The 12,372-nt window shown below is 54.6% G+C and carries 10 protein-coding genes and 3 tRNA genes; 4 read left to right on the top strand and 9 right to left on the bottom strand.

The window, feature by feature from the left end; genetic code table 11:
* Nucleotides 1-6: 6 nt before the first annotated feature.
* The 5 genes from clpP to QWJ10_RS19950 all read right to left on the bottom strand — a co-directional run bounded on the left by clpP (nt 7) and on the right by QWJ10_RS19950 (nt 2,583).
* The gene (clpP, locus tag QWJ10_RS19970; protein ID WP_010794775.1) at nt 7-648 is read right to left on the bottom strand and encodes an ATP-dependent Clp endopeptidase proteolytic subunit ClpP; all 642 of its coding nucleotides are present in this window, start codon (nt 646-648) and stop codon (nt 7-9) included.
* Between the two features lie 90 nt (nt 649-738).
* Entirely contained in the window at nt 739-2,049 is a 1,311-nt protein-coding gene (gene tig, locus QWJ10_RS19965) for a trigger factor (RefSeq protein WP_289929325.1), read from the bottom strand.
* A 215-nt stretch (nt 2,050-2,264) separates the two neighbouring features.
* Nucleotides 2,265-2,349: transfer RNA gene (locus QWJ10_RS19960), tRNA-Leu, on the bottom strand.
* A gap of 51 nt (nt 2,350-2,400) precedes the next feature.
* Nucleotides 2,401-2,476: transfer RNA gene (locus QWJ10_RS19955), tRNA-His, on the bottom strand.
* A 30-nt stretch (nt 2,477-2,506) separates the two neighbouring features.
* A tRNA-Arg gene (locus QWJ10_RS19950) sits at nt 2,507-2,583 on the bottom strand.
* Nucleotides 2,584-2,834: 251 nt separating this feature from the next.
* Between QWJ10_RS19950 and folD the strand changes: the two genes are divergently transcribed.
* The gene (gene folD / locus QWJ10_RS19945) at nt 2,835-3,692 is read left to right on the top strand and encodes a bifunctional methylenetetrahydrofolate dehydrogenase/methenyltetrahydrofolate cyclohydrolase FolD (protein ID WP_289929322.1); all 858 of its coding nucleotides are present in this window, start codon (nt 2,835-2,837) and stop codon (nt 3,690-3,692) included.
* A gap of 55 nt (nt 3,693-3,747) precedes the next feature.
* Here the strand turns inward: folD and cysS are convergent, their stop codons facing one another.
* Complete coding sequence (cysS, locus tag QWJ10_RS19940; protein ID WP_289929320.1) at nt 3,748-5,133, bottom strand: cysteine--tRNA ligase; 1,386 nt, start codon at nt 5,131-5,133, stop codon at nt 3,748-3,750.
* Nucleotides 5,133-6,803 (bottom strand): glutamine--tRNA ligase/YqeY domain fusion protein, encoded by a 1,671-nt coding sequence (locus QWJ10_RS19935; RefSeq protein WP_289929317.1) that lies wholly within the window; start codon nt 6,801-6,803, stop codon nt 5,133-5,135. The genes cysS and QWJ10_RS19935 overlap by 1 nt, the downstream gene beginning before the upstream one ends.
* Before the next feature lie 119 nt (nt 6,804-6,922).
* Here QWJ10_RS19935 and QWJ10_RS19930 point away from each other — a divergent pair, with 119 nt between their 5' ends.
* Nucleotides 6,923-7,417: a peptidylprolyl isomerase gene (locus tag QWJ10_RS19930; RefSeq protein ID WP_188867582.1), complete on the top strand. Its 495-nt coding sequence runs from the start codon at nt 6,923-6,925 to the stop codon at nt 7,415-7,417.
* Nucleotides 7,414-8,136 (top strand): UDP-2,3-diacylglucosamine diphosphatase, encoded by a 723-nt coding sequence (locus QWJ10_RS19925; protein WP_289929307.1) that lies wholly within the window; start codon nt 7,414-7,416, stop codon nt 8,134-8,136. The genes QWJ10_RS19930 and QWJ10_RS19925 overlap by 4 nt, the downstream gene beginning before the upstream one ends.
* Nucleotides 8,137-8,160: 24 nt before the next feature.
* Here QWJ10_RS19925 and miaE read toward each other — a convergent pair whose 3' ends face one another.
* Together miaE and QWJ10_RS19915 are read right to left on the bottom strand one after the other, a co-directional pair.
* Nucleotides 8,161-8,769 carry a tRNA isopentenyl-2-thiomethyl-A-37 hydroxylase MiaE gene (gene miaE, locus QWJ10_RS19920; protein ID WP_289929305.1) on the bottom strand — a complete coding sequence of 203 codons (609 nt, stop codon included), beginning with the start codon at nt 8,767-8,769 and terminating at the stop codon, nt 8,161-8,163.
* Nucleotides 8,770-8,881: 112 nt separating this feature from the next.
* Nucleotides 8,882-9,358 carry a DUF1289 domain-containing protein gene (locus QWJ10_RS19915; protein ID WP_019365221.1) on the bottom strand — a complete coding sequence of 159 codons (477 nt, stop codon included), beginning with the start codon at nt 9,356-9,358 and terminating at the stop codon, nt 8,882-8,884.
* A 394-nt stretch (nt 9,359-9,752) separates the two neighbouring features.
* Here QWJ10_RS19915 and acnB point away from each other — a divergent pair, with 394 nt between their 5' ends.
* Nucleotides 9,753-12,356: a bifunctional aconitate hydratase 2/2-methylisocitrate dehydratase gene (gene acnB, locus QWJ10_RS19910; protein WP_289929303.1), complete on the top strand. Its 2,604-nt coding sequence runs from the start codon at nt 9,753-9,755 to the stop codon at nt 12,354-12,356.
* The last annotated feature ends 16 nt before the right edge of the window (nt 12,357-12,372 follow it).

The raw sequence follows: 12,372 nt of genomic DNA, 5'->3' as shown, positions 1-12,372 counted from the left end.
GCCGGCTCAAGCGGGAATATTGCGCTTTTCCAACACCTTGTCGATCAAGCCGTATTTCACAGCCTCATCACCGCTCATGAAGTTATCGCGATCGGTATCACGGGCGATAACATCCATGGGTTGACCCGTATGATGGGCCAACACTTTGTTTAGACGCTCACGGATCGTCAAAATTTCACGCGCGTGAATTTCGATGTCTGATGCCTGCCCCTGAAAGCCACCCAAGGGCTGGTGGATCATCATACGAGAGTGAGGCAGACAGTAGCGTTTGCCGGCAGTACCACCTGCCAGTAGCAAGGCACCCATACTGCACGCCTGGCCTACGCAGATTGTCGAGACATCGGGTTTAATGAACTGCATGGTGTCATAGATAGACATACCAGCTGTCACCGAACCACCAGGTGAGTTGATGTAGAGGTGAATATCCTTGTCAGGGTTCTCCGCTTCCAGAAACAGAAGCTGAGCGACCACCAGGTTGGCCATATAGTCTTCGACCTGGCCTACCAGGAAAATCACCCGCTCCTTGAGCAGACGCGAGTAGATATCATATGCGCGCTCGCCACGAGCAGATTGTTCGACCACCATGGGCACCAGGCCGCCAGCGGCTTGAACTTCGGGCATTGTTTGCATGAACGAATTGCGGGACATGTCCTGCGATCACTCCCTATTAGGATGGTCTTGCCTTAAGACGCATAAGCCAGCACGAGGCTGGCTTATGTGATTCGAGGCGGGTAAAGATCAGGCTGCTTGCGGGGCCTCGGCCGGTTTGACCGCGTCCTCGTAGGAAACCTGCTTATCGGTCACTTTAGCCTTTTCAAGAACAGTATCTACGACTTGTTCTTCGAGTACAACCGAACGCACTTCGTTCAATTGCTGCTCGTTCTGGTAGTACCAGGCAACGACCTGCTCAGGCTCCTGGTAGGCAGAGGCCATTTCCTCGATCAGTGCACGTACACGCTCGTCGTCAGGCTTGAGCTCGAACTGCTTGACCATTTCCGCAATGATCAGACCCAGAACAACACGGCGCTTAGCCTGCTCGGTAAACAGCTCAGCCGGCAGTTGATCGGGCTTGATATTGCCACCGAACTGCTGAACAGCCTGAACACGCAGACGATCAACTTCGCTGTTGATCAGAGCGGCTGGAACTTCGATCGGGTTAGCAGCAATAAGGCCATCCATAACTTGGTTCTTGACCTTGTTCTTGATCGCCTGACGCAGCTCACGGTCCATGTTCTTGCGAACTTCAGCACGGAAGCCTTCCAGAGTAGACTCCTGAACGCCGAACTGAGCAAAGAACTCTTCGTTCATTTCAGGTAGCTGCGGGGCAGAAACCTTGGTTACCTTCACAGTGAACTCGGCAGTCTTGCCAGCCAGATCCAGGTTCTGATAATCCTCCGGGAAGGTCAGATTAAGCACACGCTCTTCGCCTGCCTTTGCACCCACCAGCCCTTCCTCGAAGCCCGGAATCATGCGGCCGGAGCCCAGCACAAGCTGAGTACCGTTTGCAGAGCCGCCCTGGAAGGCTTCACCGTCGATCTTGCCTACGAAATCGATAGTGACCTGATCATCGTTGGCCGCTTCGCGGTCGATTTCCTCGTAACGAGTGTTCTGCTTACGCAGAATCTCAAGCATGTTATCCAGATCGCTATCAGCGACTTCGGACTGCAGACGCTCAACCTGAATGTCTTCCAGGCCTTTCACTTCAAACTCAGGGAATACTTCGAATGTAGCGACGTATTCAAGGTCTTTGCCTTTTTCGTAAGCCTTGGGCTCAACAGAAGGCGCACCTGCCGGGTTCAGTTTTTCCTGAACGATGGCTTCGTAGAATGTTTCTTGAATCAGATCACCAAAAGCTTCCTGACGAGCGCTGGCTTCGTAGCGCTGACGAATGACACTCATCGGCACCTTACCAGGACGGAAACCAGGCACTTTAACGCGGCGAGCAGTTTGCTGCAGACGCTTGGCGACTTCGGTCTCGATACGCTCGGCCGGCACGCCTACGGTCATTCGGCGCTCAAGAGCGGAGGTGCTTTCAACAGAAACTTGCATGGATAATCCTCATGGCACAGACATAGGCCGGCCGTTCCGGCCCCCAGAAACAGGGCAAGCATTCTAGAGGTAGAGGATACGGAAGTCATCCTGCATAAAGCAGGTATTGGTCACCAAGCATGAAAAAAGCCTGCAACCCCTCTCGCTCATACCCGAAACATGCCAGCCATTTTCAAGGCAAAAAAAAACCGACATCGCTGTCGGCTTTTTCACTATGGTGCGGACGGAGAGACTCGAACTCTCACACCTTGCGGCGCTGGAACCTAAATCCAGTGTGTCTACCAATTCCACCACATCCGCGTAACACTTAAAACGAGCATCAGGCATTATTAATGCCTGATGCTCTCAATATGGGGTGGACGATGGGAATCGAACCCACGACACCAGGAGCCACAATCCTGTGCTCTACCAACTGAGCTACGCCCACCATATTGCATTGCTTGCGCCGAACCGCCAATGGCGCGCCCGGCAGGACTCGAACCTGCGACCATCCGCTTAGAAGGCGGATGCTCTATCCAGCTGAGCTACGGGCGCTTTATTGCGCAGCAACCGTTGCTTACGAAACAGCCTCCTAAGAAGCTGAGCCGGTTCGCATCGCCTTCTCATTTCGTTTCAGGCTGTGCTCGGCAAGCGGGGCGTATATTACGAATGACTCGACCACTCGTCAACAATTTTTTTAAAAAAATTAAGAAGATAGGTTCACTACCCTCTCACCAAGGCTTCTTCCTTTAGTGCGTACATGCGAAAATAAGCATCCTTCTTCCATTAGCAAGACCTATCTGCATATGACTGCTCAACTGATCGACGGTAAAGCGATCGCCGCTTCTCTCCGCCAAGAAATTGCCCAACGCGTTGCCCAGCGGCGTCAACACGGGTTACGCGCCCCTGGCCTGGCAGTCATTCTGGTAGGTGACGATCCAGCTTCTTCGGTATACGTTACTCACAAAAGAAAGGACTGCGAGGAAGTAGGCTTTGTATCCAGGGCGTACGACCTTCCCAGCACCACCACACAGCAGGAGTTGGAAGCGCTGATTGACTCACTGAACGCAGATGCTGCAGTTGACGGCATCCTGCTTCAGCTTCCCCTGCCCGCTCACCTTGATGCTTCCAATCTGCTTGAGCGCATCAGTCCCGACAAGGATGTTGATGGTTTCCATCCGTTCAATATAGGCCGACTCGCTCAACGCATCCCCCTGCTCCGCCCCTGTACGCCCAAGGGCATCATGCGTCTGCTGGAAAGTATAGGGGCAGACCTGTACGGCATGAATGCAGTGGTGGTAGGCGCCTCCAACATTGTTGGTCGCCCCATGGCGCTGGAGCTACTCTTGGGCGGCTGTACAGTAACAGTTACTCATCGTTTCACCCGTGATCTGGCCGCTCATGTCAGTCAGGCCGACCTAGTGGTGGTGGCGGCAGGCAAACCAGGCTTGGTGAAGGGCGAGTGGATCAAGGAAGGCGCCATTGTCATTGACGTAGGCATCAACCGCCAGGCAGATGGAAAACTGGTTGGCGATGTCGAATATGAAACAGCTCTGGAACGCGCCAGCTGGATCACGCCTGTTCCTGGCGGTGTTGGCCCCATGACGCGTGCCTGTCTGCTAGAGAACACGCTCTATGCAGCTGAACAGCTGCATGCCGAATAAAAATATCTCCCCATAAAAAAGGCCGCTAATGCGGCCTTTTTTATATCAGGTGAACTCAGTTGGCCAAACGCCACGTCGTTCCACCTTTACCATCCTCAAGCACGACACCCATGGCTGTCAGCTCATCGCGAATACGATCCGACTCCGCCCAGTTCTTTGCTGCTCGCGCATCCAGACGTGCCTGAATCAGGCGCTCTACGGCCGCTTCATCAACCTTGCCCTCCGCACCTGCGCGTAGATACTCCTCCGGCTCCAGCTGTAGAACACCCAGCACTTCAGCCATCTGCTTGAGTCGAGAGGCAAGGCCAGCGGCAGCTTGAATATCCTGGTCTCGCAGACGATTGACCTCACGGACCATTTCAAACAGGACCGCGCAGGCCTCTGGCGTGTTGAAGTCGTCATCCATTGCGGCCGCGAAACGCTCCACATAGGGCTCCCCGCCAGCAGCCGATGCCTGCGGTAGACCTTTCAAGGCGTGATAGAAGCGATCCAGCGCGCCGCGTGCTTCACGGAGGCTTTCTTCAGAGTAATTGATCGGGCTGCGGTAATGACTGGAAACCAGCAGATAACGAACGACTTCCGGGTGGTATTTCTCCAGCACTTCGCGAATAGTGAAGAAGTTGCCCAGGGATTTGGACATCTTTTCGCCATCTACCCGCACAGCCCCCGCATGCATCCAAGATGCCGCATATGTTTTTCCCGTAGCAGCCTCACTCTGAGCGATTTCGTTCTCGTGGTGGGGGAAAACCAGGTCAGGGCCACCGCCGTGAATATCAAACGTATCACCTAGGCAGCACGTAGACATGACTGAGCATTCAATATGCCAACCGGGACGACCCGCCCCCCATGGTGACTCCCAGCTGGGCTCACCCGGCTTGGCGGCCTTCCACAAGACAAAGTCCAGAGGATCTTCCTTGGACTCATCCACCTCAATACGGGCCCCAATGCGGAGATCTTCAATCTTTTTGCGTGACAGTTTGCCGTATCCCGCAAAACGTCCTACGCGGTAATACACATCTCCGTTTCCAGGCGCATAGGCATAACCTTTGTCTATCAAGGTTTGGATCATAGTGAACATGCCAGGAATATGATCAGTCGCACAGGGCTCAACGTCTGGACGCTGAACACCCAGGCGGGCCTCATCCTGACGCATCGCTTCGATCATACGTCCAGTCAGGTCTTTGAACGTTTCGCCATTTTCCTGCGCACGGCGAATGATCTTGTCGTCAATGTCTGTAATGTTGCGTACGTAGGTCAGGTTGTAACCTGACTTGCGCAGCCATCGAGCCACGACGTCAAATGCCACCATCACACGTGCATGACCAATATGACAGAAGTCATAGACTGTCATACCGCACACGTACATACGGATATTATTGCCCTCGAGCGGCTTGAACGTTTCCTTGGTCTTGGTGAGCGTGTTGTAGATCGCAAGTGGCATTATTGCCCCCAGGAGTCGCGTAAGGTGACGGTACGATTGAAGACCGGAGCACCCGGCTTTGAGTCTTTCAGATCGACACAGAAGTATCCTTCACGCTCGAACTGAAAACGGTCCTCAGGCTGGGCCTGCGCAAGCGATGGCTCAGCACGGCACCCAGTCAGCACCTGCAGCGATTCCGGATTGATGTTATCCAGGAAGGTCTGCCCCTCTTCCGCTTTCTCAGGCTGCGGCGAACGGAACAGACGATCGTACAGGCGAACCTCACACTCAACACTGCCTTCAGCAGGCACCCAGTGAATAACACCCTTTACCTTGCGGCCTTCAGGGTTCTTCCCGAGCGTTTCAGGATCATACGAGCAACGCAGTTCGACGATATTGCCCGCCTCATCCTTGATAACCTCATCGGCGCGAACAACATAACTTCCCCGTAGACGAACTTCGCCATTTGGCTCAAGGCGCTTGTATCCCTTGGGCGGATCGATCATGAAGTCATCGCGGTCGATGTAGAGCTCACGTGTAAACGGTAGCGTACGCATCCCCATGTCTTCCTTCGAGTGACGTGGCAGCTCCAACTGCTCCACTTTGCCCTCAGGATAGTTGGTGATGACAACCTTGAGCGGCCGCAGTACGCACATGGCCCGAGGCGCATTTCGGTCCAGATCTTCCCGGATGCTGAACTCAAGCATGGCGATATCGACTACACCATTGGAGCGAGCAACGCCTACCATCTCGCAGAAATTACGAATGGAGGCTGGTGTATAACCGCGACGGCGATAACCAGACAGCGTGGACATGCGCGGATCATCCCAGCCGCTTACATGCCGCTCATCAACCAGCTGCTTCAGCTTACGCTTACTGGTTACGGTGTAGTTCAAATTCAGGCGGGCAAACTCGTACTGACGCGGTTGCGCCGGCACAGGCAGATTTGCCAGGAACCACTCGTACAGCGGACGATGATCCTCGAATTCGAGTGTGCAAATAGAGTGAGTGATTCCCTCGATTGCATCCGACTGGCCATGTGTGAAGTCATAGCTCGGGTAGATGCACCACTTGTCACCCGTCTGGTGATGATGGGCGTGGCGGATACGATACAAAATCGGATCGCGCAAATTCATGTTTGGCGAGGCCATGTCGATTTTAGCACGTAGCGCCTTTTCACCATCCCTGAACTCGCCCGCCTTCATGCGTGCAAAGAGATCCAGGTTTTCTTCAACGGAGCGGTCACGGAAAGGACTGTTCTTGCCCGGCTCGGTCAATGTGCCACGATACTCACGCGCCTGCTCGGGCGTGAGATCATCAACATAGGCTTTACCCGTCTTGATCAGGTGTATCGCCCAGTCATAGAGCTGATCGAAATAATTAGAGGCATAGCGCTCCTCACCTGCCCACTTGAAGCCCAGCCACTCGACATCACTTTTGATGGCATCGATGTACTCCTGATCTTCCTTGGCTGGGTTCGTATCGTCAAAGCGCAGATTGCACTCGCCGCCAAACTCTTGAGCCAGCCCGAAGTTCAGGCAAATCGACTTGGCGTGGCCAATGTGGAGATAACCGTTAGGCTCTGGCGGAAAGCGTGTCACAATCTTTGTGTGCTTGCCGGCATCCAGATCAGCCTGGACGATCTGACGAAGAAAATTCGCTGGAGTAGCGGGAGTTTCTGGCTTGCTCATGGGGTCCTTAATAATGTGTTGTTCGGCTTAAGGGTAGGCCGACTAAATCAAAGTCCGTATCATAGCCGAACCCGTCAAGACCCTGACAAACTTCCTATCTGACCACGGACATAAATTCCATGATCAAATTGCATACAAACCACGGCGTCATCACTCTTGAACTGTTTGAAGATAAGGCTCCTGAAACAGCAGCCAACTTCAAAGAGTATGTAAAGAGCGGTCACTATGACGGCACTATCTTTCATCGCGTGATCAATGGCTTCATGGTCCAGGGCGGCGGTTTTGAGCCCGGCATGAAGCAAAAGTCCACTCGCGCACCGATCAAGAACGAAGCGAATAATGGCGTTTCCAACCGCAATGGCACTGTTGCCATGGCACGCACCATGGATCCGCATTCAGCGTCCGCTCAGTTCTTTATCAACGTGTCCGATAATACCTTCCTAGACCACACCGCCCCTACTACACAAGGCTGGGGTTATGCTGTGTTTGGTCAGGTTGTTGATGGCATGGATGTCGTCAATGCCATCAAGGGTGTAGCGACTACATCCCGCGCCGGCCATCAGGATGTCCCGGCTGAAGATGTCATTATCGAGCGTGCCGAGATCGTTGAGTGATACTGCTGATCTCTGATCTGCATCTCGAACCTGAACGCCCGGCTATTTTCCGGGCGTTTTTGCGTTTTCTCGAGACAGAGGCCATTCACGCCGAAGCGCTCTATATTCTAGGCGACTTTTTTGAAGTCTGGATTGGCGATGACGCCATGGACGAATTTCAGCTAGGCATTGCGCAGGCCTTAAAAACCCTAGCCCAACGTGGCACACGCATTTTTTTGATGCATGGCAACCGCGATTTCCTGCTTGGCAAGGACTTTTGCCGACTGGCGGGATGTACGCTGCTGGCTGACCCGACCGTCATCGAGACCGAAGGAAAGCGCCTTTTGCTGATGCATGGTGACAGTCTGTGCACACGGGACGAGGCCTACATGCGATTACGTCGCTGGCTTCGCAACCCGGTTTCATTGTGGATCCTGCGCCATCTTCCTCTACAGAAGCGTCGCGAGCTGGCCAGGAAATTACGTAACGAGAGCAAGGTACAGACTCGGCAGAAAGCCATGGATATTGTGGACGTTACACCTGAAGAGGTTGAGGGTGTCATGCGGCGTACCCGCACTCAGACCTTGATTCATGGGCACACACATCGTCCTGCCACACATCAATTCATGCTTGATGGCAACGCTGCGACGCGAATTGTATTGGGTGACTGGGACCGTTACGGCTGGGTCCTGAAGATTTCCCGTGACCGCATGGAGCAGGAACGCTTCGAGCTGGCGTGATACGGCTCGAAGCGTAATTTGCGGTTAAGCCACACGCGGCACACCGCTATGAAAGCGCATTTCCGTATCCGCCGAGGCAATAAGCTCGGCCTCTAGCGCTCTGATCTCCTGAATCTTGGCGGTTACATCCTGCTCGTCACCATACAGATATGCCAACTTCAGATAATCCTGATAATGGCGCGCTTCCGACTTGAGCAGTCCGCTGTAGAACTTGCTCAATTCTTCATCCAGATGTGGAGCGACTGCAGAAAAGCGTTCGCATGAGCGGCATTCGATAAAGGCTCCTACGACAAGCGAGTCCGTTAGTCGATAGGGCTCATGATTACGGCATAACTTGCGCATAGCCCCGGCATAACGAGCTGACGTAACGTTTTCATGCGCGATGCCCCGCTTTTTCATAATGTGTAGCACCTGCTCGAAGTGCCGTAGCTCCTCACGAGCGATCCGTGACATCTTGTTTACCAGATCCAGCTTATTGCTGTAAGTAAACAGGTAATGAAACGCAGCGCCCGCTGCTTTCTTTTCATTATTGGCATGATCGATCAAGAGGGTAGGAAGATCCTGCAAAGCAGCTTCCACCCAAGCTTCCGGCGTTTTACAGGCCAGGAATTCGTCCATTTCGGGCAACAACATAACGCAAATCCTTTAATCAACAGGCGGCTAACCATCTGTTCCAGAATCAAGGGAAGCACATCCGCCTGAAGCGATTGCACTGGAATATGAGGTGATTATACGGTGCGCGGTGTCAGACTCGAACGTCCATTCCTTCAAGCAGGAAACGTGGCGCAATGTAACGTTCATAGTGAGCTTCGGAGAGGATGAAAAACTCTTGGTCGATGGCATCACGCAGCTCCATCAGCGGGCGCTCCCTGAATTCAGGAAAAATATGTATGCCATAAGCATCGACCTGCTGAATATGGCGCGCGCCGCGTGAAATCAGCTGATAGGCCCAGCAATATTCGGACTGCTCAGGAATGAAGCGAATCTTCCGTTGCTGTAGCTGTTCCTTCAGGCGTAGCGGATCAAACACCTCGAGCTTTGCAGAAACCACCTGGGTCAGGAGCACCTCGAGACGGGCCCAGACAGCTCGCTTTTCCTCATCGTTATACGCATTCCAGTTCACGATCTCGTGATGAAATCGCTTGCAGCCCCGGCAAACCTGGTCACCGAATACCGTTGAGCAAAGTCCGACGCAGGGCGTCTTTATGCGCTGGTTGGACATAGTCGTTCCGATCAAGCAAAAGCCTATTTTAGCCTTTCGTCTAACCAAGGTCAGCGTCGTTTAGTCGCATGTTCAGCTTAACTTTAGCGAAACCTTGGAGTAGAATCCGTACGCCCTAAGGGGCGCCATGTCCGATACGAAGCTGTTTTCAAAGCGTCACGAACACAATTATCCGGCAGGTTCCCGGTCAGGGTGCAGCGTACTCATCACACGTCTGCATTCTGGCCCACGTGTAATACCGCTGGCGTAAAACTTTGAAAACAGCTTCGCACCGGAGCCTGAATGACGTCGCATTGGCTCCTGCCGCTTGCTAGCGATTGCTATTTCGTCATTCGGGCTCATGGGGTCGCCAGATCCCGGACGTCATTACTGGACCACTGATGAGGGTCATATTGTGCTTGAAGCCTATCGTAAACACGTAGAAGAGCGTGCCGCGCAGGGTATCGTTGCCCAGCCGCTTAACGCCGAACAGACTGCAGGTTTGGTCGAACTTCTGAAAAACCCGCCGGCCGGCGAAGAAGAATTTCTCGTTGACCTGATCACCAATCGTGTACCGCCGGGCGTTGACGAAGCCGCCTATGTCAAGGCTGGCTTCCTTTCTGCTGTCGCCAAAGACGAAACCAGCTCCCCGCTGATCTCCAAGCAGCGCGCGGTCGAGCTTCTGGGAACCATGCAGGGTGGCTATAACATCGCCACGCTGGTCGAACTGCTGGATGACGCCGAGCTTGGCACCATAGCCGCCGGACAACTCAAGCATACGCTTCTGATGTTCGATGCCTTCCATGATGTCGCCGAAAAAGCCAAGGCAGGCAATGCCAACGCTCAGTCCGTTCTGCAATCCTGGGCAGACGGTGAATGGTTCAAGGCTCGCCCGGCTGTTCCGGAAAAGGTCACCCTGACCGTTTTCAAGGTACCCGGCGAAACCAACACTGACGATCTCTCCCCTGCGCCTGACGCCTGGTCGCGTCCCGACATCCCGCTGCACGCCCTGGCCATGCTGAAAATGGCCCGTGACGGTATCGTACCGGAGCAGCAAGGCAGCATCGGCCCGTTGAAGCAGATCGAAGAAGTTCGCGCCAAAGGCTTCCCGGTTGCCTATGTGGGTGACGTGGTAGGTACGGGTTCTTCCCGCAAATCCGCTACCAACTCAGTACTGTGGTTCTTCGGTGACGACATCCCCTACGTTCCAAACAAGCGCGCTGGCGGCTTCTGCTTTGGCAGCAAGATTGCTCCGATCTTCTATAACACCATGGAAGATGCGGGCGCTCTGCCAATCGAGTTCGACGTTTCCGCGCTGGAAATGGGCGACGTGATCGACGTCTATCCCTATGCAGGCAAAGTGACCCGTCACGGTAGCGACGATGTGGTTGCGACGTTTGAGCTGAAAACCCCGGTTCTGCTGGACGAAGTTCGTGCGGGTGGTCGTATTCCGCTGATCGTGGGCCGTGGCTTGACTGAAAAAGCTCGCGCCGAACTCGGCCTGGAACACTCCGACCTGTTCAAGAAGCCCGAGCAGCCTGTTGATACCGGCAAGGGTTATACCCTGGCTCAGAAGATGGTTGGCAAGGCCTGTGGCGTGGCCGGCGTTCGTCCGGGCACCTACTGCGAGCCGAAGATGACTACTGTCGGCTCCCAGGATACGACCGGCCCGATGACTCGCGACGAGCTGAAAGACCTGGCATGCCTGGGCTTTTCCGCTGACCTCGTGATGCAGTCCTTCTGCCACACAGCCGCCTATCCCAAGCCAATCGATGTCAAGACTCACCACACCCTGCCGGATTTCATCCGTACCCGTGGCGGTGTTTCTCTACGTCCGGGCGATGGCATCATCCACAGCTGGCTGAACCGCATGCTGCTGCCGGATACCGTTGGCACTGGCGGCGACTCCCACACCCGCTTCCCGATTGGCATCTCCTTCCCAGCAGGTTCCGGCCTGGTAGCGTTCGCCGCTGCAACAGGCGTTATGCCGCTGGATATGCCCGAGTCGGTACTGGTTCGCTTCAAAGGCAAGATGCAGCCGGGAATCACGCTACGTGATCTCGTGCATGCCATCCCCTACTATGCGATCCAGAAAGGTCTGCTGACCGTCGAGAAGAAAGGCAAGAAAAACATCTTCTCTGGCCGCATCCTCGAGATCGAAGGCCTGCCGGATCTGACCGTCGAGCAAGCCTTCGAGCTGTCCGATGCCTCGGCCGAGCGTTCCGCTGCTGGCTGCACCATCAAGCTGTCGAAGGAATCCATTGCTGAGTATCTGCAGTCCAACATCACGCTGCTGCGCTGGATGATCAGCGAAGGCTACGGTGATGCCCGTACGCTGGAGCGCCGTGCTCAGGCGATGGAAGCCTGGCTGGCCAATCCAGAGCTGATGGAAGCTGATGCCGATGCCGAGTACACCGAAGTCATCGAAATCGATCTGGCTGAAGTGACCGAGCCGATCCTGTGCGCGCCAAACGACCCGGACGATGCTCGCCTGTTGTCTCAAGTGGCTGGCGACAAGATCGATGAAGTCTTCATCGGCTCCTGCATGACCAACATCGGCCACTTCCGCGCGGCTGGCAAGCTGCTCGACAAGGTCAAGGGCGCCATTCCGACCCGCCTGTGGCTGTCCCCGCCAACCAAGATGGACCAGCATCAGCTGACCGAGGAAGGCTATTACGGCATCTATGGCAAGGCTGGCGCTCGCATGGAGATGCCAGGCTGCTCACTGTGCATGGGTAACCAGGCACGTGTGGCCTCCAACTCGACTGTAGTCTCGACGTCGACTCGTAACTTCCCGAACCGTCTGGGCGATGGTGCCAATGTGTACCTAGCCTCTGCGGAGCTGGCGGCCGTTGCCTCCATCCTGGGCAAGCTCCCGTCGACAGAAGAGTATATGCAGTACGCCAAGGACATCGACAGCATGGCGTCGGATGTCTACCGCTACCTGAGCTTCGATCAGATTGCCGAGTTCCGCGAAAGCGCAGCCAAGGCTAAGATCGATGCGGTTGAGATCGCTTGATCTGATTGGTAGATAA

Source organism: Pseudomonas sp. WAC2 (genome assembly GCF_030403525.1).
GTDB classification, from domain to species: Bacteria; Pseudomonadota; Gammaproteobacteria; order Pseudomonadales; family Pseudomonadaceae; genus Chryseomonas; species Chryseomonas luteola.
Note: the sequence above shows the minus strand (reverse complement) of the source record. Positions and strands in the feature narration are given on the sequence as shown.